Here is a 21747-nt window from a genome sequence, read left to right on the forward strand (position 1 = left end):
TACGTACAACTCAGGACTTGTCCCTGACCTGAGTTGACCAAGCGCACGGCCATGGCCAATGATCCCCGCCATGCCCGCCGCCACGTCAGGTCAGAGCTCCCGCCGGAACGCCTACGCGGCGCTGCGGTTCGGGCAGCGCGCGACGATGGGTTCGGTCGCGGTGCTGATCCTGATCGCGGGTGTCTGGGGTTCCTGGGGCACGGCTCAGCACGTGATGCTGAGCCGGGGCCGGGAGCAGGGGACGATGACCGTCACTGCGTGTTCGGGCGACACCTGCACGGGGCCGTACACGCCCACGTCGACGGGGTCGGAGGCGCGGGACCGCGTCTCCATCGAGGAGTCGGTGGCGGTGAAGAAGGGCGAGGTCTACGCGGTCACCGTGAAGCCGGGCAGCAGTGATGTGGTGCGCTCCGGTCCCGCCGGGCTCCTCTACTCGTGGGTTCCCTTCGGCGGCGCGCTGCTGCTCGCCTCGGTGGTGGTGGCGGGCGGCCTGCGGCTCACGCGGGTGGCGTGGGCGCTGGCGGCAGTGGGGTTCGTGCAGCTGACGGTGACGTTCCTGGCCTTGTCACCTCCTCGGCCGTGAACGGCCGAGCTTGTGCACTCGGCCGTTCACACCTTGTCGCGCTCCCGACTGCCCCCTACGACAGGACGGTCACGGGTCGCATCTCCCCACGATCCGGCCTATTCAGGCCGGTGCGGGGACGGGTGCGGTGACAAACACCCACGCCGAGCGTGCACGATCGCGCACGTTGACCCCGGCGACGTGGTCGGCAGGCCCAGCAAGGCCGCACCAACGACAACAGAAACGGTCCCGAGCAGGCCGGTTGGCCCTCTCGGTGTGCCCACAGCGCGGGCAGCGCTGCGAGGTGTACGCCGGATCCACCTCCAGGAACGGCACCCCGGCCCTACGGGCCTTGTAGGCAAGGTGCTGTCCGAGCTGGCGGAACGGCCACGAGGAGAGCGTGCCCCGCTGGTCGCGGCGAAGCCGTACCCGGTCCCGGATCCCGTCGAGCTGCTCGACGGCGATCCCGCAACCGGTGCTCCCCCACGCTCGGCTTCGCTCGCGCGGGAGGTGCCCCCATCGCGACGGACACGATCTCCTTTGAAATCCCGTGGTTCACATGGGCGGCATGACGCTGTTCCTTCTTCGCACGGCGGGCCAGGCGACGGGTGGCCGACCGGGTCTGTCTGGCCTGGAGTTCGGCGCGTTTGCGGGCCTGCCAGCGCCGGTACCGGTTCAGGCCTCGGCCCTGGTAGTTGGTGCCGTCGGAGGTGGTGGCGAGGTTGACGATGCCGCGGTCGACCCCGATCCAGTCGACCGGCTCGTACACCTCCGGGTCGGGAAGGTCGCAGGTGGCGGTCAGGAACCACTTGCCGCCTCGCTGGACCAGGTCGGACTCGCCCTTGCGGTATTCGGCCAGTGTTTTGAGCTGGTCCGGCGATCCGGTGTAGCCGATGCCACGCATCCGCCCGTCCACCGTCCAGATCGACACCGTGCGCGCATCCGTCTGCCAGGACAGACACCGGTCATCGAACGGCTGGGCCGCCTCAGGCCGGAAGACGACCGGCGAGCCGGTGCCTCTGCGGTACCGCTTCGATGCCGGGCTGCCCAGCCGGCTGGCTTTCAGACTCGCCGCGAGCGCGCTATAGGCGTCCACGACCTTCTTCACCACCCGCACCGCAGGCTGCGCCGACAGCCCGAACGCCGCCTTGACGTCCGCGTACACCAGCTTCTGCAGCCCGTTGCGGTCCCTCACACCCGTCTCGAAGGCAATCCGGGAGACGTGATCGGCGGCCCGGTTGCAGGCACGCAAGGTCGCCTCCAGCGCCGCCACCTGCTCCGGCGACGGCAACAACTTCACCTGCACCACCAACTTCACAACACCCGAACCTAGACAGCGGCCCCGCACACCCGGGCGAACTTCGCACGCATTCACCCACCCACGCGACCACCCCGCACACACGTGCGCATATCTCCCGGCCCCGCCGGACAGCGATGCGGACACTCCGTACCCCACCTCAACGCGGTGACGCTCCGCGTCACAGGCCGGGGATGCGATTCCTCCCGGGCGTAAACGCCGGGGCATCCTCGCAAGAATCGGGTGAAGTCATAGAGGTGCCTCCGTGTTCGTACGAACACGGAGGCACCGTCGTATGAACAGCGATCAGCCGGTGTTGCGCAGCCCCGCCGCGACCCCGTTGACCGTCAGGAGCAGCGCTCGCGAGAGCAGCGGATCCGTTGTGGAGCCGGCCGCCGCCTCGTCGCGCTGGCGCTTGAGCAGGGCGACCTGGAGGTAGGAGATCGGGTCCAGGTAGGCGTCGCGGATGGAGAAGGTCTGCTGGAGGACCGGGTTGGTGTCCAGCAGCTTTTCGCCGCCCGTGATCCGCAGGACCTCGCGGACTGTGAGCTCGTGCTCGGCCCGGATGGTGTCGAAGACGTGCTTGAGTTCGTCGGGCACCAGGGTGTCGACGTAGTGCGAGGCGATCCGCAGGTCGGTCTTCGCGAGGGTCATCTCCACGTTGGAGAGGAAGTTGCGGAAGAAGTGCCACTGCTCGTGCATCTCGTCGAGCACGCTGTCCCCCTCTTGCCGCAGGCCTGCCTCGCGCAGTGCCTTCAGGCCCGAGCCGACTCCGAACCAGCCCGGCACGATCTGCCGTGACTGGGTCCAGCCGAAGACCCACGGGATGGCGCGCAGGCCGTCGAGCGAGACGCCCGAGCCGGGGCGGCGGGAGGGCCGCGAGCCCAGGTGCAGGTCGGCGAGCTGGTCGACGGGCGTGGAGGCGAGGAAGTACGTCGGCAGGTCCGGGTCCTCGACGAGCTTGCGGTACGCGGTGTGTGCCGCGTCGGAGACGACGTCCATCGCCGCGTCCCAGCGGGCGAGTGCCTCGTCGGACTGGCGGGGGGAGGTGTGCAGGGCGGATGCCTGGAGGGTGGCCGCGACGGTCAGTTCCAGGTTCTCGCGGGCCAGTGAGGGGACCAGGTACTTGTCGGAGATGACCTCGCCCTGTTCGGTCACCTTAATCTCGCCCTCCAGGGTGCCCCAGGGCTGCGCGAGGATCGCGTCGTGCGAGGGGCCTCCGCCTCGGCCGACGGTGCCGCCGCGGCCGTGGAACAGCCTGAGCCGTACCCCGTACCGGTGGGCCACGTCACGCAGGCGGCGCTGAGCGCGGTGGATCTCCCACTGGCTGGTGGTGATGCCGCCGAACTTGGAGGAGTCGGAGTAGCCGAGCATGACCTCCTGGACGTCTCCGCGCAGCGCGACGAGGCGCCGGTAGGAGGGGTCGGAGAGCATGTCCTCGAGGATGGTGTCGGCGGCCTTGAGCTCGTCCGTCGTCTCCAGGAGCGGCACGATGCCGATCTTCGCCCAGTTGCCGTGCAGGTCGAGGAGCCCGGCCTCACGCGCGAGGACGGCCGCCGCGAACACGTCGTCGGCGCCCTGGCACATCGAGATGATGTACGACTCGATGACCTCGGGTCCGAAGATCTTCAGCGCCCGCTTGATCGTCTGGAACACGCCCAGGGTCTTCTCACCTGCCGCGTCCAGCGGAGCCGGAGTCGGGGCCAGCGGGCGCCGGGACCTGAGCTCCTTGGCGAGGAGCTTGGTGCGGTAGTCGCGGGGCATGTCGGCGTAGCGCCAAGATTCCTCGCCGAGGCGGTCGAAGAGCTGGCCGAGGGCGTGGTGGTGGGCGTCCGCGTGTTCGCGTACGTCCATGGTGGCGAGCTGGAGGCCGAAGGCGGCGAGCGTGCGGATGGTGCGGTTCATCCGGCCGTCGGCGAACAGCGCGCCGCGGTGCTCGCGCAGTGAACTCTGGATCTGGGTGAGGTCGTGGAGGAGCTCGGCGGTGCCGAGGTAGTCGCGTCCGTCCACGTGGGGGGTCCCGGTGGCCAGCCGCTTCTTGGTGTTCTCCAGCTTCTGCCGGATGCAGGTGGCCTTGAGCCGGTAGGGCTCCTCAGAGTTCAGCCGCTTGTAGCGGGGGCTGATCTCGGGGAGCCGCTCCAGGTCGGTCTGGAGGGAGGCGAGCAGCTCTTCGGTGGCGCCCGTGTACCTGATCGAGTTGGAGAGGAAGCCGCGGAGTTCGTCGATCAGCACGAGGGCGTCGTTGATGCCGTGCTCGTGCTGGAGGATCAGGACGTCCCAGGTGACGTCCGGTGTGACGTTCGGGTTGCCGTCCCGGTCGCCGCCGATCCAGGTGCCGAAGGTGAGCGGCCGGGTCTCGTCCGGCAGGGTCACGCCGACCCGCTCCAGCTCGGCGGTGAGGTCTTCGAGTACGTCACCCACGGCGCCGGCGTGCAGTTCGTCGAGGTAGTAGATGGCGTTGCGGGCCTCGTCGGCGGGCTCGGGGCGTACGACGCGCAGCTCGTCGGTCTGCCACACCAGGTCGATGTTCTCGGCGAGGCGGGTGTCGTAGCGACGGCGGTCGGCCTCGATGACCGGGGTCTCCAGGAGGGCGGCGATGCGGCGCAGCTTGTTGAGGACGGAGCGGCGCGCGGCCTCGGTGGGGTGGGCCGTGAACACCGGGCGGACGTTCAGGTTCTTGACCGTCTCGCGCAGGTGGTCGGGGTCGGCGTCCTTGAGGCGGTCGGCCGTGCGGGCGAGGAGGCCGCCCTCGGCGGCGCGCTTGGCGCGCAGTTCGCGGCCGCGGTGCACCTGCTCGGTGACGTTGGCGAGGTGGAAGTAGGTGGAGAAGGCGCGGACCAGCTTGGCCGCGGTCTCCAGTTCGGTGCCGCGCAGCAGTTCGGCGGCGGCCTCGCCGTCCTCGCGGGTCAGTCGGCGGACCTTCTCCACCAGTTCGAGGAGCTCGGGTCCCTCTTGGCGGACCAGGGTCTCCCCCAGCAGGTCACCCAACCGGCGGATATCGGCGCGCAGCTCACTGCTGGTCGTCGTGGTCTGGTCGTCGGCACTGCTCACAGGTGCGGCTCCTTGCAGTGTTGAAGCTCATCTGAAGAGTGAAAGCTCGTCTGAAGCTCGTCTGGGAGGGAACCCGGGTGGCGACCGCGCGGCGGGTGCCGCTTAGGAACGTGGCATCCGGGAACTAATCAAGACGGACCGCGCTGTCCGACCGACTCCAAGGATAGGTGTCCACACGGACGCGCAGGCTCACGGGCTCTTGCCGCCGAGCTACGCGCTGCCATACTTACGACGCCGTAGGTTACGGAAGCGTAGGGAATCCCGTCAGACAGAGGGAGGACCCTGGGCCCCGTATCCCGGTACCGGGAGGGCTGGAGGCTTCGGGGATCCGTTCCCAGGACGTCCGGCCCACCGCTCCCCGGTATCCGGCTCTCTCCCTCACCCCGGACGACCGTCTCCACCCTCGAACCCCACAGGGGACACCCATGACCACGAGTTCCGATGTGATCGACGACGCCCCGCAGGCGAACAACGACTCCCCGCTTCCACCCGCCACGCTGGGCGGCGAGAAGAAGGGGTCGCTCGAACAGTTCGCGCTTCTCCTCTTCATCGTCGTCCCGTTCCTCGCACTGGTGGCCGCTGTGCCGCTGGCCTGGAACTGGGGAGGAGTGAGCTGGCTCGACCTCGGCCTGCTCGTCTTCTTCTACTACCTGGGCTGCCACGGCGTCACGATCGGCTACCACCGCTACTTCACCCACGGCGCCTTCAAGGCGAAGCGCCCGCTGCGGATCGCGTTGGCGGTCGCCGGTTCGATGGCGGTCGAGGGACCGGTGGTCCGCTGGGTCGCCGACCACCGCAAGCACCACAAGTTCTCCGACGCCGAGGGCGACCCCCACTCGCCGTGGCGTTTCGGCGAGACGCTGCCGGCGCTGATGAAGGGCCTGTGGTGGGCGCACATCGCCTGGATGTTCGACGAGGAGCGGACTCCGCAGGACAAGTACGCACCGGATCTGATCAGGGACCCGGCGATCCGTGCGATCTCGCGCCACTTCATCTACTACACGCTGCTCTCCCTCGCTCTGCCCGCGCTGATCGGCGGTCTGGTGACGATGTCGTGGTGGGGTGCGTTCACCGGCTTCTTCTGGGGCTCACTCGTCCGGGTGGCTCTTCTCCACCACGTCACCTGGTCGATCAACTCGATCTGCCACGCGGTGGGCAAGCGCCCCTTCAAGTCGCGCGACCGTTCGGGCAACGTGTGGTGGCTGGCCGTCCTGTCCTGCGGCGAGTCCTGGCACAACCTGCACCACGCCGACCCGACCTCGGCCCGGCACGGTGTGGAGCGCGGCCAGCTCGACTCCTCGGCCCGGATCATCCGCTGGTGCGAGCAGTTCGGCTGGGCCTATGACGTGCGCTGGCCGTCACGCTCGCGCATCGATTCCCGCCGGAATACGGATGAGTCGGACTCCGGCCGCAAGACGGAAACCGCTGACGCGGCATGATTGACGGCGTGGCGACCGACTCCAGCAGCACCCCGAGCAGTAATGAGAAACCGCGGCGCGCTCGCCGCACCCGCATGACCGGCGCCGAGCGTCGTCAGCAGCTGCTGGAGATCGGTCGCACCCTCTTCGCGGCCAAGGGTTTCGAAGGCACGTCGGTGGAGGAGATCGCGGCGAAGGCCGGGGTCTCCAAACCGGTGGTCTACGAGCACTTCGGCGGCAAGGAGGGCCTGTACGCGGTGGTGGTGGACCGCGAGATGCGCCGCCTGCTCGACATGGTGACGAGTTCCCTCACGGCGGGCCACCCCCGCGAACTGTGCGAGCAGGCCGCCTTCGCGCTCCTCGACTACATCGAGGAGTACACGGACGGCTTCCGAATCCTGGTCCGCGACTCCCCGATCCCCCAGTCCACGGGCTCCTTCGCCTCCCTGATCTCGGACATCGCCACCCAGGTCGAGGACATCCTGGGCCGCGAGTTCAAGAGCCGCGGCTTCGACTCCAAACTCGCCCCGCTGTACGCCCAGGCCCTCGTCGGCATGGTCGCCCTCACCGGCCAGTGGTGGCTGGACGTCCGCCGCCCCAAGAAGGCGGAAGTGGCGGCCCACCTGGTCAACCTCGCCTGGCACGGCCTGGACGGCCTGGAGGCGAAGCCGCGCCTGATAGGCCACCGCAAGAGCTGAGGCGCGACCGACAGGCCACCGGAAAGCGTGAATCAGGGCCGAATCAATAGCCCACAAGGTTCACCTTGTGTAATCAGTGGTCATGACTGAGATCGCGATCAGCGCAGCCCGCTCCCAGCTCGGCGACCTGGTCCGCCGCGCAGCCCATGGCCGCGAGACCATCGCCCTCACCGACCACGGGCATGTGGCCGCCCTCCTGGTCTCGCCTCAGGTGATAGAGGATCTCGAAGACGCCCTCGCAATCGCCGACTACCAGCGACGCAAGGCGGAGGGAACGCTCGAAGAAGGCATCCCGCACGAGGAAGTCGGGCGGATGCTGGGGCTGCGTCCGTGACCTATCGCATCATCTGGGAACCAAGTGCCACGAACGCGGCCGTACGCTTCCTGAAGGACGACCCCACCGGGCTCACCGCCGTCTACGAAGCCGTCGAGTCGCTCGCCGAAGCACCGCGCCCGGCCAACTCCACCGTCTACGGCCCGGAGGCCCGGCGCCTCCGCGTCGCCGACTACCGAGTCCTCTACCTGATCGACGACGAACTGATCCGCATCCTCGTCACCCACCGGGGCCGGACTCCCTGACAGACAGCTCCAGGAACTCCAGCCGGTTGCCCACCGGATCCTCGGAGAAGAAGCGGCGGTGGCCCGGGAGGCCGTCGTCCCAGGTGACGGGTGCGTGGTGGGCTTCGAGGCGGGCGGCGTACGCCTCGATGTCGTGGACCCGCAGCCCCGGGTGCGCCTTCCGGGCGGGCCGGAAATCCATCTCCACCCCGAGGTGCAGTTGCACGGCCCCCGCCTGGAACCAGCAGCCCCCGCGCGCCGCGAGCGCCGGCGGCTTGGGGATCTCGGTCATGCCGAGGGCGTCGGCATAGTACGTACGGAGGCGGGGCTCGCTGCCGGGTGGCGCGGCGAGCTGGACGTGGTCGACGGCGGTGAGCATCAGTGGGCCCGCCTGGCCACGGCGAAGATGCGGCGGAACGGGAAGACCGTGCCGTGGGGCGTGGGCGGGTAGGCCTCGCGGAGGGCGGCTCGGTACTCGGCGACGAAGGCCTCCGAGTCCGCCGCCCCCAGCTCGGTGAGGACCGGCCGCAGGCCTGTCCCCTTCACCCAGTCCAGGACCGGGTCCTCGCCCTCCAGCAGGTGGAGGTACGTCGTCTCCCAGACGTCGGCCGTGCAGCCGAGGGTGGTGAGGTGCTGGAGGTAGGCGGCCGGGGTGTGCACGGCGTCGTCGTGGCGCAGGGCGTCGGCCAGGCGGTTCTTCCAGCGGGCGGAGTGGGCGAGTTCGCGCATCAGCCGGTGGCTGGGGGCGTCGAAGTTGCCGGGCACCTGGAAGGCGAAGGTGCCGCCGGGCGCCAGGCCCGCCACCCAGGTGGGGAAGGAATCGCTGTGCCCGGGGACCCACTGCAGGGTGGCATTGCTGATGATCAGGTCGTACGGGGCTGAGGGCGTCCAGGTCCGGGCGTCACCGGGGGCGAAGTCGAGGCGCCCGCCGCCGGAGGTGGGGCCCGCGAGCGCTTGGGCCTTGGCCAGCATCTCCGGGGAGTTGTCGTAGCCGGTGATGTGAGCATCGGGCCAGCGTTCGGCGAGCAGGGCCGTGACGTTGCCGGGTCCGCAGCCGAGGTCGGCGATGCGGGCGGGGGTGCGGGGCAGCTGGGGGACGCGGGCGAGGAGATCGGCGAAGGGGCGGGCGCGGTGGTCCGCGTGCCGGAGGTACTGGCTCGGGTCCCAGGTGGGGGCGGTGGCAGCGGGCATGGGTGGGCCTCCTCGAAGTCGCGGTGAAGTGATCACTTCGGGCAGGCCTCCAGCCTCACACCCCAAGTATCTTGACGTCAAGAGACTTCACATCGACACAACCACTACACTGATCGTCATGGAGGACGAGGTCGATCGGCTGGTCGGAGCATGGCGCCGGGAGCGCCCTGACCTCGACGTGGAACCGCTCGAGGTGCTCAGCCGGGTGAGCAGACTGGCCCGGCACCTGGACCGCGCCCGCAGGCTCGCGTTCTCCGAGCACAGCCTGGAGCCCTGGGAGTTCGACGTACTGACCGCGCTCAGGCGCGCCGGAAACCCCTACCAGCTCTCCCCCGGCCAACTGCTCACCCAGACCCTTGTCACCTCCGGCACGATGACGAACCGCATCGACCGGCTGACGAAGAAGGGCCTGGTGGAGCGGCTTCCCGACCCGACCGACCGCCGGGGCGTGCTGGTACGCCTGACGGACGAGGGCCGCGACCGCGCCGACCAGGCACTGGCCGGCCTGCTGGAGCAGGAGCGCGCGATCCTGGCGGAACTGAGCAGGGCGCAGCGAGGCGAACTCGCGGGCCTGCTACGCCAGTTGACCGCCCCGTTCGACAACATCCCCGGTTAGGTCGACGGGCCCGACCCCCGCACGGCGGGCGAGCGCGACGGCGGCGAGGGTGGAGTGCACGCCCAGCTTCCCCAGCACGTTCTGCATGTGGGTGCGGACGGTGTGCGGGGAGAGGAAGAGCCGCTCGGCGACGGCCTTGCGCCCCAGCCCGGCGACCATGCACCGCAGCACTTCGCGCTCCCTCGGCGTGAGCGACTCGACGAGCCGTTCGCTTTCGGTGCGGTGCTTGCGGGCGGCGGTGAGTTCCCGCAGGACCCCGGTGAGCAGGGCGGGCGGGAGATGGGTCTCGTCGCGCAGCACACCTCGTATGACGGTGAGCAGTCGCGACAGCGAGCAGTCCTTGGCGACCCACCCCGAGGCGCCGGCCTGGAGCGCGAGCGCTGCCCGGCGCGGATCGTCCTTCTCGGCGAGCACGACGGTCCGTACGGCCGGCTGCCCGGACCGGACTCCCGCGACGAGCGAGATGCCGTCCACGAGCCCGTCCTCGTTGCTCTCCTGGACGGGTACCGCCGGACGCATACCGGGCAGGTTGCCGCCCAGGTCCGCGTCGACGAGCAGTACGTCGAATCTGCGGCCTTCCGCCGCCGCCCGTTCCAGGCAGCGCAGCGCGGCTGGACCGCTGCCCGCGGCGGACACGTCGACGTCGGGCTCGGCCGCGAGGGCGGCTGCGAGCGACTCGGCGAAGATGCGGTGGTCGTCGACGACCAGTACTCGGATGCGAACCACTGAAACCCCCACTGTCGGGGGACGACCGGTGCGGGTACGGCGCCCGAAATGATCCCGAGACCGCATGTGCGACTCGGGAGGCGGGGTGCCGCAGCCGCACGGCCGCCGCCGTGCGTAACTGCTACCCCCACTTCGGGCGTCGTACCCGACTGTCTCGCCCCCTGATCAGCACCGGCCCCCACCGGCGCTGTTCACAGAGTAAGGCCGGGGGCTTGGAGAGGAAGGCAATTCACAGAACTGATTGGCCAGCCCGTTTATGGTGAGTCTTATGTTTCGTATGGAGACAGGAGACGACAAAGAGCGCCGCGATCTGCTCCGCAGGCGGCTGCTGGACGCCAACACGGCGGCGTCTCCTGTCCTCCGCGCCCTGCGTGGAACGCCGGGTGAGCGTGAAGTTCCGCTCCATATCTGGGCGTTGGACGATGCGGGAGCCCTCGCGGGCGGGCTCGTCGGCCACACCTGGGCCGCCTGGCTCCACGTGACCTATCTCTGGGTCGACGACCCCCACCGCGGCACGGGCCTCGGCTCCCGCCTCCTGGCCGAGGCCGAGCGCATCGCCCGCGAAGACCGCGCCTGCGGGGCCGCCCGCCTGGAGACCTGGGACTTCCAGGCCCCCGGCTTCTACAAGAAGCAGGGCTACGAGGTGGTGTGCGTGATCCCGGACTATCCGCCGGGGGTTACGGAGTACACGCTGACGAAGCGACTCGGCTGAGCAGAAGGGTTTTCGCCCCCTCCGCCCCTTCCCGTCCCTTGCTTCCTGGGGGCTGCCGCCCCCAGACCCCCGCGTCGCGCTGAACGCGCTCGTCCTCAAACGCCGGACGGGCTGAGGGGGTTCAGCCCCTCCGGCGTTTGAGGAGCGGGGGTTTGGGGGCGGAGCCCCCAAGGGACGGGAATGGGCAGGGGCGGAGGGGGCGAACAAACCCCACCTCAGCCCACCCGTCGCGCCCCCGCCGATGCCACCGCCGGAAACACCCGAGGCGCCGTAAAGCCCGCAGCCGCGAACGCCTCCTCCACCGCCTTGGTGACGGTGTCCACGTCAGCAGCCTCCACGAGCACGATCGCCGACCCCCCGAAGCCACCACCCGTCATACGGGAGCCGAGCGCCCCCGCGGAGTTGGCCGTGGCGACCACGAGGTCCAGCTCGGGGCAGGAGATCCGCAGATCGTCCCGCAGGGAGGCGTGTCCCTCGGTGAGGACGGGCCCGATCGCCCGGACGTCACCGGCGTCCAGCAGGCCGATGACCTGCTCGACCCGGTGGTCGTCGGACACGACATGGCGTACGTACCGGCGTACGCGCTCGTCGGACAGGCGCGCGAGAGCCGCGTCGAGCCCCTCGTACGCGACATCCCGAAGATGCGGGACACCGAGCAACCGCGCGCCCTCCTCGCACCCTTCACGCCGCTCCGCGTACTCCCCGTCGCCGAGCGCGTGCTTGACGCGGGTGTCGACGACCAGGAGTGAGAGCCCCTGGGAGGCGAGGTCGAAGGGGACCTGGCGGATGGCCAGGTCCCGGCAGTCGAGGTGCAGGGCGTGCCCGTCCGTGCAGCACGCGGACGCGGTCTGGTCCATGATTCCGCACGGCACGCCGACGAAGTCGTTCTCGGCGTGCTGGGAGAGCTTGGCCAGCTCGGGCCGGGTGAGGCCCAGTTCGTACAGGTCGTTGAGGGCGAGCGCGATCACGACCTCCAGCGCGGCCGAGGAGGAGAGGCCCGCGCCGGTCGGGACCGTGGACGCGAGGTGCACGTCCGCGCCGGTGACCGAGGTGTGGCCCGCCTCGCGCAGCGCCCACACCACACCGGCCGGGTACGCGGCCCAGCTGGTGTTCGTCAGCGGCTGAAGCCGGTCGAGGTGCAGCTCGACGAGAGGACCCTCGATGTCCGCCGAGTGGAGCCGCAGGACACCGTCGGTGCGGCGCGACACCGCTGCCACCGCCGTGTGCGGCAGCGCGAGGGGCATCACGAAACCCTCGTTGAAGTCGGTGTACTCGCCGATCAGGTTGACCCGGCCGGGAGCCGCCCAGACGCCCTCGGGGGCAGCCCCGTACAGCGCCTCGAAACCCTCGCGGACCCCGTGAACCTCGCGAACCCCCACCTACTGCTCCTTCGTGATGTGCTGCGCGAACGCCCAGGCGTCCGCGACGATCCCCGCGAGATCCGTGCGGGACGGGTTCCAGCCGAGCCGCTCGCGGGCGGTCGCGGCCGAGGCGACCAGCGCCGCCGGGTCGCCGGCCCGGCGCGGGGCCAGGACCTCGGGGATCGGGTGCCCGGTGACCTGGCGGACGGTCTCGATGACCTGGCGGACGGAGAAGCCCTCGCCGTTGCCCAGGTTGCAGATCAGGTGTTCGCCGGGCTTGGCGGCAGTAAGAGCCAGCAGGTGCGCATCCGCCAGGTCCGCGACGTGGATGTAGTCGCGGACGCAGGTGCCGTCCGGCGTCGGGTAGTCGTCGCCGAAGACGGAGATCGCCTCGCGGCGGCCCTGTGCGACCTGGAGCACCAGCGGGATGAGGTGCGACTCGGGGTCGTGCCGCTCGCCCTGACTGCCGTACGCGCCCGCCACGTTGAAGTACCGCAGGGACACCGCGCCCAGGCCGTGCGCCGCCGCCTCGCCCGTGATCATGTGGTCGACGGCGAGCTTCGAGGCGCCGTAGGGGTTGGTCGGCTTGGTCGGCGCGGACTCGACGATCGGCACCTCCTCCGGCTCGCCGTACGTCGCCGCGGTGGAGGAGAAGACGAGCTTGCGGACGCCCGCGTCGCGCATGGCGCCGAGGAGCGCCATGGTGCCGCCGACGTTGTTGTCCCAGTACTTCTCGGGCTTCACGACCGACTCGCCGACCTGTGAGAAGGCGGCGAAGTGGAGGACGCCGTCGTAGGAGGAGTCCAGCCACTTGGCGGCGTCTCGGATGTCACCCTCGATGAAGGCCGCCCCCGCGGGGACGCCCTCGCGGAAGCCGGTCGAGAGGTTGTCGAGGACCGTCACCTCATGGCCGGCCTCGATCAGGTGCTGGGCGACCACGCTTCCTACATAGCCCGCGCCACCCGTGACCAGGTACTTCCCACTCATGAACTCGCTACCTCTCGCAGTCGCTGAGCCGCGGACTCCGGCTGGATGTCGTTGATGAACACGCTCATCCCGGACTCGGATCCCGCGAGGAACTTCAGCTTGCCGGACGTACGGCGAATGGTGAAAAGCTCCAGGTGCAGCGCGAAGTCGTCGCGGTTGACGCCTTCGAACTCATCGAGCGCGCCGAAGGGCGCCTGGTGCCAGCCGGAGATGTACGGAGTCGCCGGCTCACCCTCGCCGAAGATCCGGTCGAAGCGCCTCAAGAGTTCCAGATAGACCTGGGGAAACTCTGTGCGCGCGCCCTCGTCGAGGCCGAGCAGGTCCGGCACGCGACGGCGGGGGTACAGGTGGACCTCGTACGGCCAGTGGGCCGCGTACGGCACGAAGGCGACCCAGTGGTCGGTCGACAGGACGATCCGCGAGCCGTCCGCCACCTCGCGGGCGACGATCGTGTCGAAGAGGTTCTCACCGCCCGTCGCCTCCTTATGAGTTGCCAGTGAACGCAGCATCAGCGCGGTGCGCGGCGTGGTGAACGGGTAGGCGTAGATCTGCCCGTGCGGGTGACCCAGCGTCACACCGATCTCGGCGCCGCGGTTCTCGAAGCAGAAGACCTGCTCGACGGAGGGGAGGTGGGAGAGCTCGGCCGTCCGGTCCGTCCACGCGTCGAGCACCAGGCCCGCCTGCTCCTCCGTCAGATCGGCGAAGGAGGAGTCGTGGTCGGAGGTGAAGCAGACGACCTCACAGCGGCCGGAGTCACCGGCCAGAGAGGGGAAACGGTTCTCGAACACGACGACGTCGTACGAGGAGTCCGGGATCTCGCTCAGCCGTTCGCCCTGGGAGGGGCAGAGCGGACACTCGTTCGCCGGCGGGTGGTAGGTGCGGCCCTGGCGCTGCGAGGCGATCGCGACCGAGTCGCCGAGCAGCGGGTCGCGGCGTACCTCCGACGTGGTGACGATCGGGTCGAGCGGACGCCTGTCGACCGCGTCGCGCACCGTGTCGTCGCGCGAGTCGTAGTAGATGAGCTCACGACCGTCGGCCAGCCGGGTCGAGGTCTTCTTCACCGTGGAACTCTCCATCCGCCCTCACCAAACAGAACTAAACACAATGAACCACAAATCACCACCTCCGTCAACATCACAATCAAACAAAGGACACCACGGTGAGTGTTCAGTTCTTGTAGGTGGAGGCGTAAGTTCCGTTTGGATCAGTTCACCCACCGCGCGTTGGATCAGTTCAATCACCGCACGCAACGACCGGATCAGTTCACGCAACGAAGCGAGTCCTTATGCAGTCCCCCACACAACTGGCTGCGCCGGGCATCAACCTGGCCGCTGAGCTCCGGCTCCCCACGAACGCACTCGACTACACGATCCTCGGCATCTACTTCGTCGTCGTGCTGGGCATCGGCTTCGCAGCCCGGCGCTCGGTGAAGACGAGTCTCGACTTCTTCCTCTCCGGGCGTTCACTGCCCGCCTGGGTCACCGGCCTCGCCTTCATCTCGGCCAACCTGGGCGCCACCGAGATCCTGGGCATGGCCGCCAACAGCGCGCAGTACGGCGTCTACACCGTCCACTGGTACTGGATCGGCGCCATCCCGGCGATGGTCTTCCTCGGCCTCGTGATGATGCCCTTCTACTACGGCTCGAAGGTCCGCTCGGTGCCGGAGTTCCTGCTCCTGCGCTTCGACAAATGGGCTCACCTGCTCAGTTCGATCCTGTTCGCCTTCGCCGCGGTCCTGATCGCGGGCGTGAACCTCTACGCCCTCGCGATCGTCGTGGAGGCGCTGCTCGGCTGGCCGCAGTGGGTGGCGATCGTCGTCGCCGGCCTCTTCGTCCTCGCGTACATCACCCTCGGCGGTCTGTCGTCCGCGATCTACAACGAGGTGCTGCAGTTCTTCGTCATCCTCGCCGCGCTGATCCCGATCGTCGTCATCGGCCTGCACAAGGTCGGCGGCTGGAGCGGCCTGACGGACTCGCTCGACGCGAGTCACGGCACCAACTTCACGACCGCCTGGGGCGGTACGGGCATCGGCAGTGACAACCCGCTGGGCGCCAACTGGCTGACCATCGTCCTCGGCCTCGGCTTCGTGCTGTCCTTCGGCTACTGGACGACGAACTTCGCCGAGGTGCAGCGCGCGCTGTCCGCGAAGAACCTGAGCGCGGCCCAACGCACCCCGCTCATCGCCGCGTTCCCGAAGATCTTCATCGTCTTCCTGGTGATGATCCCGGGGCTCGTCGCGGCCGTCCTGGTCCCGAAGATCGGCACCAGCGGTTCCGACCTCCAGTACAACGACGCGATCCCCTACCTGATGGAGTCGTTCCTCCCCAACGGTGTCCTCGGCATCGCGGTGACGGGCCTGCTCGCCGCCTTCATGGCGGGCATGGCGGCCAACATCTCGTCCTTCAACACGGTGTTCACGACGGACATCTGGCAGCGGTACGTGGAGAAGGACCGCGAGGACGGCTACTACGTGCGGTTCGGCCGCCTGATCACGGCGGTGGGCGTGCTGGCCTCCATCGGCACGGCGTTCATCGCCTCGTCCTTCTCCAACATCATGAGCTACCTCCAGACGCTCTTCTCCTTCTTCAACGTGCCGATGTTCGTGGTCTTCATCATCGGCATGTTCTGGAAGCGGGCGTCCGTGAAGTCGGGCTTCTGGGGCCTGCTGGCAGGCACGACAGCCGCGATGGTCAACTACTTCTGGATCTACAAGGAAGGCGTCATCAGCATCCCGAGCGACCAGGGCGCGAACTTCGTCTCGGCGATCGTGGGCTTCGTGGCGGGTGCGGTGGTCATGGTCGCCGTCACCCTCTTCACCGCCCCGAAGCCGAAGGCGGAGCTCCAGGGCCTGGTCTACGGCACCACCTCCCCCGGCATGACCGAGCCTGCCGGCGAGGGCGACGACGCCTGGTACCGCAAGCCGGCCCTGCTGGGCTGGGGCGCCGTGATCCTCGCCGCGCTCTGCTACATCCCCTTCTCCTTCTGACCCCCGGAGGCTGACCAACCATGACCGAGCTGACCGCCGGAGGCTGAGACCCAATGACCGAGAACCCCCAACACCCCGACCACCCCAGTCGCCCCGACCACTCCAGCGAGGACCTCCAGCGGGAGATCACCGAACTGGAGCGCAAGTCCGAGACCGCGGCCCGCCTCTTCGACATCCGCCGCATCATCGGCGGCCTCTTCGTCGTCTACGGCGTCATCGTCACGATCGCCGGCATCGTCGCGTCCGACGCGGACATCGACAAGGCCGAGGGCATCAACATCAACCTCTGGACCGGCCTGGGCATGCTCGCCCTCGGCCTGTTCTTCCTGGCCTGGCTCTGGCTCCGGCCGGTTGCCCCGCCGGTGGACGTACAACAACTCCTGGCCGAGACCGACAAGGGCCATCCGTCGGAGTAACGCCGATACGCGGGGCCGGAGTTCACTTGGACTCCGGCCCCGTACGGCTATGAGGGCGGCGCGTCGGGGCTGAAAAGGTCGGCGGGGTCGGCCACTTGAACGGCCCGTTCCGACCAGACCTTGAGCTGGTCGAGGTCGGAGCACGCCTGCACCCGAAGCCGGACGGAGTCGGGGACCTGAAGGCCGCGCAGCTCAAGGATCTTCACGATCATCTCGATGCGATCCTCGATGCGTCCTTCGTCCCTCACCTTCTCCGCGACCGGGTTCTTGAAGAAGTAGTTCACCGGAGCCATCAGGTCCCTCCAAATCTCCCTCGCCTGGGAATCCACCAGGCCAGACTTCACGAGCTCTACGAGTAGAGCCGCGCTTGCCGGGTCAATCGTCTCCAGAGCCACCGCGAGTGGACCCCGTATCGCAGCGGCACGCGGACCCTTGCCATGCGTAATTGCGGCGAGCACGGCGAGCGACGGGTCCTGCGTGGCCTCCTTCTCGTCCGAGATCACCGGCACGTTGTCCGGCCGAGGACCATCGGCCCGACGACGAGCGAGGACCTTTCTGACCGAAGTGGTGCGGCGCTTCATGCGACGAGCTGACCATCAGCACTCCTTCTTGAGCGACTTGATCAACGAGCTACGCGGCAGCGAGGTCACACCACACGTACTTGCCCGTGTCGCCGCCCTGCCGCAGCGGATGCCAGCCCCAGTTGTCGGCGCACGCCCGGACGAGGGCGAGGCCGCGGCCCGCCTCCGCGTCGGGGGCCACCACCGTCAGCTCGAACGGCGGCGGTTCGGGGCTCGCGTCCCACGCGCCGATGCGAAGCACTCCGTTGCGGTGGTGCAGGCGCAGGGCCGCGGGGCCCTTCGTATGCCGTACGGCATTGGAGACCAGCTCCGCCGCCAGCAACTCGGCGACGTCCGCGAGGCGGATCAGGCCGTGCATCGTGAGGACCAGCCGGACGGTACGGCGACAGACGGTCACCGCTCGGGGATCGTGGGGGATGTGGAGTACGTACTCCCAGGGTTCGTGTGTTGTTTTTGGCATGCGTGAACTCCGGTTTGAGTGAGGGGGGTTGAGGGGTCACTGCGGATAGCGGGCGGTGGCAGTTTCACCGCCGTCACGGCATGACGGGGTGGTGCGCTTCCGGGGTCCCGGGTTCCGCAGCGTGTGCGTCGCGTCACTGACAGTACGGGTAAAATTTGGAACCGTGCAAGCCATTGCCATAATCTGCCCCTCGAACGAGTCGCAACCTCAAAGCAGTTGAGGCAGGGGAGGAAGCCATGCCGCGCAGACGGCAGCCCACGGCACGCCAGGAACGTCTGGGCGTTGAGCTGCGGAAGCTGCGGGAGGTCGCAGGACTCAAGGCGCGTGAAGCCGCCGCACTGGTCGGGTCCGACTCTGCGCAGATGAGCCAGATGGAGTCGGGGATCGCTGGTGTGACCGAAGAGCGCGTACGCAGCCTTGCCGCTCATTACTCCTGCGCGGACGAGAAGTTGATCGAGGCGCTGGTGGAGATGGCGACCGACCGGACACGCGGCTGGTGGGAAAAGTACCGAGGCCTGCTGCCCACGCCATTTCTGGACATCGCCGAACTGGAGCACCACTGCACGTACCGGCTCGACGTGGAGTTTCTGCACGTCCCTGGCCTCTTCCAGACGGAGGAATATGCCCGCGCCGTCTTCTCTTACAGAGTCCCCGAACTCCCGGACAGCGAGCTTGAGTTGCGAGTCCGTCACCGGATGGAACGCAAGGTAGTCATCAAGGGCCCCGCTCCCACCCCGTACGACGTGTTGATCCACGAAGCGGCACTGCGCATCCGGGTCGGCGACCGTGCCACCACGCGCACCCAGCTCGGCCGCATCCTGGAACTCTCCGAGGCGGACCACATCACCGTGCGCGTCATCCCCTTCGACCTGGACGGCTTCGCCGGAGCCTCGAACGCGATGATGTACGCGGGCGGCGCAGTGCCCAAGCTGGACACAGCAGTACGCGATGCACCCCACGGCACGGGTTTCATCGACTCCGAAGCCCAACTCGGCGCCTTTCGAACGCTCTTCCGTATGGTGGAGGCTGTGTCACTCGAACCCGCGCGTTCACGTGACTTCATCCACCGACTGACGAAGGAACTGTGAGGCCTGCCATGACCACCCCCGCCTACTGGCAGAAGTCGTCCTTCTCAGGAAGCGGCGACGGCAACAACTGCGTCGAACTCGCCACCACCCCCAACACCATCCACCTCCGCGAAAGCGACACCCCCACCACCCACCTCACCACCACCCCCGTACCGCTCGGCCAGCTCCTCCACGGCATAAAGTCCGGCACCCTCGCCAAGGCCAGATAGTGAGACAGCTCCGCGGCCGCTGCGTCTCGCCGTCTGAGAACACATCAGCCCTGAGAGTGATGGCGCGGAGACACCTGTGCCTGGTCGTCAACCATCAGGAAGGTGGACCTGTGTTCGCCCAGGTCGGCTACGTGATGATATGAGGATGGCGAACGGTTCTTGGGGAAGCCGCGGCCGCACGCAAGGGGTGGGAGAACGTCATGGGCAAAAATGGGGCGTCCATACCGGACGAGGAGTGGGAGCGCTTCCTGCGGGAGGCCGAGGCCGGCACGCAAGGCGCGCCTGCGGAGCCGTCGGCGCGAGCCCGGATGGTCGGACGGCGTCTGCAGGAAGAGGCCGGACGTCCTGAAGGATGGCGGACTTACCAACCGCCTAGGCGCAGACGGGGCAAGGCGTGGTATGTGGTCGGACTCCTGCTTGCGGTCGGGTTGTTGGTCGTGGCGCTGGATCCGGGGCGGGTCGTTGGATGGTTCGGGGACGAAGACGGAGACGGAGGCCGCGGAAGTGCGTCGCCCGCCGCGGAGCTGGCGCCCCAACTGCCCACTCCCGAGGAGCCGTTCAGGGGATCGCCGGCGACGGGGTGGGACGACGGGACGGCCGGGATCCGCGTGCCCGCGGCGCGGGCGACCGGTTGGATGACCGAGAGACAGGTTGCGCAGGCACTCGATCAGAGCCTGGAGTTCCTTGCCGCGGCCAGTCTGGATCCTGATGTGCTGCAAGGAGAGCGGCCGGAGAAGGCGATCGCGCTGATCAATCCACACCAGCGCGATGTGCAGGACTACTTGTCGACCGCGTTCAGCGAGCCCAGCCAGGAGAATGACCCTCTGTTGTTGTTCAGCCGCTTCGCGCAGACGAAGGTGCGGCTCGTGGGGGACGTGGTCAAGACACAAGGATCGATCACGTTCCGCGAGGGCGAACGTGGCGCGGTTGAGGTCACCAGCGATGTCACCTACGTCTACCCGCTCGTCCGCGTCGCGACGGACAGCGACGAAGTCGCGCGCACCATCGTGCGCCGCGAGACGGTGATGAGCTGGGACGACCCGGAGAAGGTGATCACCGAGCAGGGGACGTTCTCGCTCGTCTCCTACAAGATGGACACCACGAACGGCGGCTGCGACAACTTCACGGGCTACTTCATCCCGGAGTTCACCGCCGACCGTGCGACAGAGGGTTCAGGGAGCGGCCCCGAGGTGGACCCCTACGACCGGAGCAAATCGATGGACGCGCGCCTGCAAGAAGCCGGCGAAGCGGAGTGCGGAACGGCCACACGATCCTGACGGACAGAACATCAGTCGCCCAGATGCAACAGGACCTTCGACGCCCTCCCACGATCGCCGTCCCCCTGGCGCACCTCGTCCACGCATGACGTCCGGCAGACGGCGTCAGACCGGCTGACGTTCGTCCCGGACCATGCGGACGCCTCTCAGATCTGGGATCGCTTCCGATCACGCGGGAGGGGCAAGCTGTTCGCGCACCCAAGCGGGATCGGGGTTGACGTGTGGCCGGCCCGCCACGACGACGGTCGGTACGGTCTCGTTGCCATCGTTGGCTGCCCGCACGGCTGCCGCTCCAGCCGGGTCGCGCCAGATGTCGACCCAATGCAACTGGCGGGCGCTACGGCCCAACCGGAGGCGCAGTCGCAGACAGTACGTGCAGCCCGACCGCCAGAAGACGACCGGCCGGCCGTCGACCGCGCTACGGCGCTGTGCCTCCAGCGCACTGATCGACCTCGGGAAGATCAGGGGCGAGACCATACCTGCGAACACCACGAGCACCAGCAGGAGGGCTGCGGCTGCAACGGGGTTCCCCTTGAGGACTTGCGCAGTCGCAAAGGCAGAACCGCAGAGCACAAGCAGCACCGGCAAGATCCAAGCACGCATCATGATGGCGCAGGCTACCGGTGAGCCGAAACGCTCCCCGAGCCAGGCCGCCCGACCGGCGAATCCCACCTGCAGCCATGGCGGTCATCGATGTCGGTCCGCGCCCCGCGACCAGGTTCTCCGGGGATGGAGACGGGGAACCGGGGAGCGCGCGGGACGCGCCGCCCCGGCCAGACCCCGGCGTGGGGACGGCACCGCTAGCGCGGATCGTGCGGGATGTCGGCGAACGACGGCGTCACCGGCCCCGCCCGGTCCAGCAACCCCGTACGGGCCGCCAAGGCCGCCGCCTCCAGCCGCGAGCCCACTCCCAGCTTCATCAGCACCCGCTGGACATGGGTCCGTGCCGTGGACGGCGCGATTCCCATGCCGGCGGCGATGAGCCGCGTGTCCTCGCCGTCCGCGACGCGGACCAGGACCTCCACCTCTCGCGGTGTCAGCATCTGGAGGAGCCGCTGGCCCTCGTCGTCGGGCTGGGCGGCCGGGTTGAGCAGTTCGCTGAAGGCGCCCTGGAGGAGCTGCGGGGCGACGGCCGCCTCGCCCGCTCTCGCCTTCATGATCGCGCGCTCGACGCCCTCGATGCGCTCGTCATGACGTACGTATCCGGAGGCGCCGGCCGCGAACGCGGCGGCGATGCCGCGCGGGTTCGGGACCGGGCCCAGGACCAGGACCGCCACCTGCGGGCGCTCCTTCTTGATCTTGATCACCGGATCGAAGATTCCCGGCTCGGCGGGTGTCGCCGTACCGATCAGGCACACCTCGGGTGCCCTTGTGATCACCAGCTCCGCCGCCCCCGCGGCAGGTGCCGCGGCGGCGAGCACCCGGTGCCCGCGCAGCTTCAACGCCGAGGCCAACGCCTCGGCGAGCAGACGGTGGTCGTCGACCACCATGAGCCGCACTCCCATCGAGCAACCCCCCAGTTCCCCCAAGCATCCCCACTGGTTCCCCGTGGA

Annotated in this window: 25 protein-coding genes; 12 read left to right on the top strand and 13 right to left on the bottom strand. The window is 68.6% G+C overall.

The genetic code is table 11. The features are described 5' to 3' along the window. The first annotated feature begins 58 nt into the window (after nt 1–58). A complete protein-coding gene (locus ACFVKT_RS20100; RefSeq protein ID WP_385733294.1) occupies nt 59–583 on the top strand; it encodes a hypothetical protein in 525 nt (174 codons plus the stop codon). 102 nt (nt 584–685) lie between these two features. Here ACFVKT_RS20100 and ACFVKT_RS20105 read toward each other — a convergent pair whose 3' ends face one another. From ACFVKT_RS20105 to ppc, 3 genes are all read right to left on the bottom strand, one after another. After that, complete coding sequence (locus ACFVKT_RS20105; protein ID WP_385734188.1) at nt 686–1003, bottom strand: zinc ribbon domain-containing protein; 318 nt, start codon at nt 1001–1003, stop codon at nt 686–688. Continuing rightward, nucleotides 906–2006, bottom strand: a complete 1101-nt coding sequence (locus tag ACFVKT_RS20110; RefSeq protein WP_385733295.1) for a transposase — start codon at nt 2004–2006, stop codon at nt 906–908. Before ACFVKT_RS20110 ends, ACFVKT_RS20105 begins: the two co-directional genes overlap by 98 nt. Before the next feature lie 159 nt (nt 2007–2165). Beyond that, the gene (ppc, locus tag ACFVKT_RS20115) at nt 2166–4910 is read right to left on the bottom strand and encodes a phosphoenolpyruvate carboxylase (RefSeq protein ID WP_385733297.1); all 2745 of its coding nucleotides are present in this window, start codon (nt 4908–4910) and stop codon (nt 2166–2168) included. A 425-nt stretch (nt 4911–5335) separates the two neighbouring features. Here ppc and ACFVKT_RS20120 point away from each other — a divergent pair, with 425 nt between their 5' ends. The 4 genes from ACFVKT_RS20120 (at nt 5336) to ACFVKT_RS20135 (ending at nt 7605) form a co-directional block, all read left to right on the top strand. Beyond that, the gene (locus ACFVKT_RS20120) at nt 5336–6349 is read left to right on the top strand and encodes an acyl-CoA desaturase (RefSeq protein WP_385733299.1); all 1014 of its coding nucleotides are present in this window, start codon (nt 5336–5338) and stop codon (nt 6347–6349) included. Beyond that, on the top strand, nt 6346–7026 hold the full coding sequence (locus ACFVKT_RS20125; RefSeq protein ID WP_384385965.1) for a TetR family transcriptional regulator: 681 nt from the start codon (nt 6346–6348) through the stop codon (nt 7024–7026). The genes ACFVKT_RS20120 and ACFVKT_RS20125 overlap by 4 nt, the downstream gene beginning before the upstream one ends. Before the next feature lie 82 nt (nt 7027–7108). Further along, entirely contained in the window at nt 7109–7360 is a 252-nt protein-coding gene (locus ACFVKT_RS20130; protein WP_385733301.1) for a type II toxin-antitoxin system Phd/YefM family antitoxin, read from the top strand. Further along, nucleotides 7357–7605: a type II toxin-antitoxin system RelE/ParE family toxin gene (locus tag ACFVKT_RS20135; RefSeq protein ID WP_385733303.1), complete on the top strand. Its 249-nt coding sequence runs from the start codon at nt 7357–7359 to the stop codon at nt 7603–7605. Before ACFVKT_RS20130 ends, ACFVKT_RS20135 begins: the two co-directional genes overlap by 4 nt. On the opposite strand, the gene ACFVKT_RS20140 is transcribed toward ACFVKT_RS20135, so the two are convergent. Next, nucleotides 7580–7963, bottom strand: coding sequence for a VOC family protein (locus ACFVKT_RS20140; RefSeq protein WP_385733305.1), 384 nt, complete (start codon nt 7961–7963; stop codon nt 7580–7582). The two genes, ACFVKT_RS20135 and ACFVKT_RS20140, sit on opposite strands and share 26 nt — an antisense overlap. Then, entirely contained in the window at nt 7963–8775 is an 813-nt protein-coding gene (locus ACFVKT_RS20145) for a trans-aconitate 2-methyltransferase (protein ID WP_385733307.1), read from the bottom strand. Before ACFVKT_RS20145 ends, ACFVKT_RS20140 begins: the two co-directional genes overlap by 1 nt. Before the next feature lie 118 nt (nt 8776–8893). On the opposite strand from ACFVKT_RS20145, the gene ACFVKT_RS20150 reads away from it, so the two are divergent. After that, nucleotides 8894–9391 (top strand): MarR family winged helix-turn-helix transcriptional regulator, encoded by a 498-nt coding sequence (locus ACFVKT_RS20150; protein WP_385733309.1) that lies wholly within the window; start codon nt 8894–8896, stop codon nt 9389–9391. Here the strand turns inward: ACFVKT_RS20150 and ACFVKT_RS20155 are convergent. Next, nucleotides 9350–10117: a LuxR C-terminal-related transcriptional regulator gene (locus ACFVKT_RS20155; protein ID WP_385733311.1), complete on the bottom strand. Its 768-nt coding sequence runs from the start codon at nt 10115–10117 to the stop codon at nt 9350–9352. The genes ACFVKT_RS20150 and ACFVKT_RS20155 overlap by 42 nt on opposite strands. Nucleotides 10118–10373: 256 nt before the next feature. Here ACFVKT_RS20155 and ACFVKT_RS20160 point away from each other — a divergent pair, with 256 nt between their 5' ends. Further along, complete coding sequence (locus ACFVKT_RS20160; RefSeq protein WP_385733313.1) at nt 10374–10829, top strand: GNAT family N-acetyltransferase; 456 nt, start codon at nt 10374–10376, stop codon at nt 10827–10829. Between the two features lie 215 nt (nt 10830–11044). Here ACFVKT_RS20160 and galK read toward each other — a convergent pair whose 3' ends face one another. The 3 genes from galK to galT are packed head-to-tail and all read right to left on the bottom strand — an operon-like array spanning nt 11045 to nt 14238. After that, a complete protein-coding gene (gene galK, locus ACFVKT_RS20165) occupies nt 11045–12208 on the bottom strand; it encodes a galactokinase (RefSeq protein ID WP_385733315.1) in 1164 nt (387 codons plus the stop codon). Continuing rightward, nucleotides 12209–13177, bottom strand: a complete 969-nt coding sequence (gene galE, locus ACFVKT_RS20170) for a UDP-glucose 4-epimerase GalE (RefSeq protein WP_385733317.1) — start codon at nt 13175–13177, stop codon at nt 12209–12211. It abuts the gene before it with no gap. Then, on the bottom strand, nt 13174–14238 hold the full coding sequence (galT, locus tag ACFVKT_RS20175; protein WP_385734190.1) for a galactose-1-phosphate uridylyltransferase: 1065 nt from the start codon (nt 14236–14238) through the stop codon (nt 13174–13176). The genes galE and galT overlap by 4 nt, the downstream gene beginning before the upstream one ends. Nucleotides 14239–14462: 224 nt before the next feature. On the opposite strand from galT, the gene ACFVKT_RS20180 reads away from it, so the two are divergent. Together ACFVKT_RS20180 and ACFVKT_RS20185 are read left to right on the top strand one after the other, a co-directional pair. After that, nucleotides 14463–16163: a sodium:solute symporter family protein gene (locus ACFVKT_RS20180; protein WP_385733319.1), complete on the top strand. Its 1701-nt coding sequence runs from the start codon at nt 14463–14465 to the stop codon at nt 16161–16163. A gap of 53 nt (nt 16164–16216) precedes the next feature. Then, entirely contained in the window at nt 16217–16579 is a 363-nt protein-coding gene (locus ACFVKT_RS20185) for a hypothetical protein (RefSeq protein ID WP_385733321.1), read from the top strand. A gap of 47 nt (nt 16580–16626) precedes the next feature. On the opposite strand, the gene ACFVKT_RS20190 is transcribed toward ACFVKT_RS20185, so the two are convergent. Together ACFVKT_RS20190 and ACFVKT_RS20195 are read right to left on the bottom strand one after the other, a co-directional pair. Then, nucleotides 16627–17160, bottom strand: a complete 534-nt coding sequence (locus ACFVKT_RS20190) for a hypothetical protein (protein ID WP_385733322.1) — start codon at nt 17158–17160, stop codon at nt 16627–16629. A gap of 49 nt (nt 17161–17209) precedes the next feature. Beyond that, nucleotides 17210–17620, bottom strand: a complete 411-nt coding sequence (locus tag ACFVKT_RS20195; RefSeq protein ID WP_385733324.1) for an ATP-binding protein — start codon at nt 17618–17620, stop codon at nt 17210–17212. A gap of 236 nt (nt 17621–17856) precedes the next feature. Between ACFVKT_RS20195 and ACFVKT_RS20200 the strand changes: the two genes are divergently transcribed. The 3 genes from ACFVKT_RS20200 (at nt 17857) to ACFVKT_RS20210 (ending at nt 20194) form a co-directional block, all read left to right on the top strand. Next, on the top strand, nt 17857–18708 hold the full coding sequence (locus ACFVKT_RS20200; RefSeq protein WP_385733326.1) for a helix-turn-helix domain-containing protein: 852 nt from the start codon (nt 17857–17859) through the stop codon (nt 18706–18708). An 8-nt stretch (nt 18709–18716) separates the two neighbouring features. Further along, the gene (locus ACFVKT_RS20205) at nt 18717–18917 is read left to right on the top strand and encodes a DUF397 domain-containing protein (protein WP_385733328.1); all 201 of its coding nucleotides are present in this window, start codon (nt 18717–18719) and stop codon (nt 18915–18917) included. Nucleotides 18918–19117: 200 nt separating this feature from the next. Continuing rightward, nucleotides 19118–20194 carry a hypothetical protein gene (locus ACFVKT_RS20210; RefSeq protein ID WP_385733330.1) on the top strand — a complete coding sequence of 359 codons (1077 nt, stop codon included), beginning with the start codon at nt 19118–19120 and terminating at the stop codon, nt 20192–20194. Nucleotides 20195–20362: 168 nt separating this feature from the next. Here the strand turns inward: ACFVKT_RS20210 and ACFVKT_RS20215 are convergent, their stop codons facing one another. Next, complete coding sequence (locus ACFVKT_RS20215; RefSeq protein WP_385733332.1) at nt 20363–20800, bottom strand: glutaredoxin domain-containing protein; 438 nt, start codon at nt 20798–20800, stop codon at nt 20363–20365. A 194-nt stretch (nt 20801–20994) separates the two neighbouring features. Continuing rightward, nucleotides 20995–21699: a LuxR C-terminal-related transcriptional regulator gene (locus ACFVKT_RS20220; RefSeq protein ID WP_385733334.1), complete on the bottom strand. Its 705-nt coding sequence runs from the start codon at nt 21697–21699 to the stop codon at nt 20995–20997. Nucleotides 21700–21747 lie beyond the last annotated feature (48 nt).

Source organism: Streptomyces sp. NPDC127595 (genome assembly GCF_042671685.1).
In the GTDB taxonomy this organism is placed as follows: domain Bacteria; phylum Actinomycetota; class Actinomycetes; order Streptomycetales; family Streptomycetaceae; genus Streptomyces.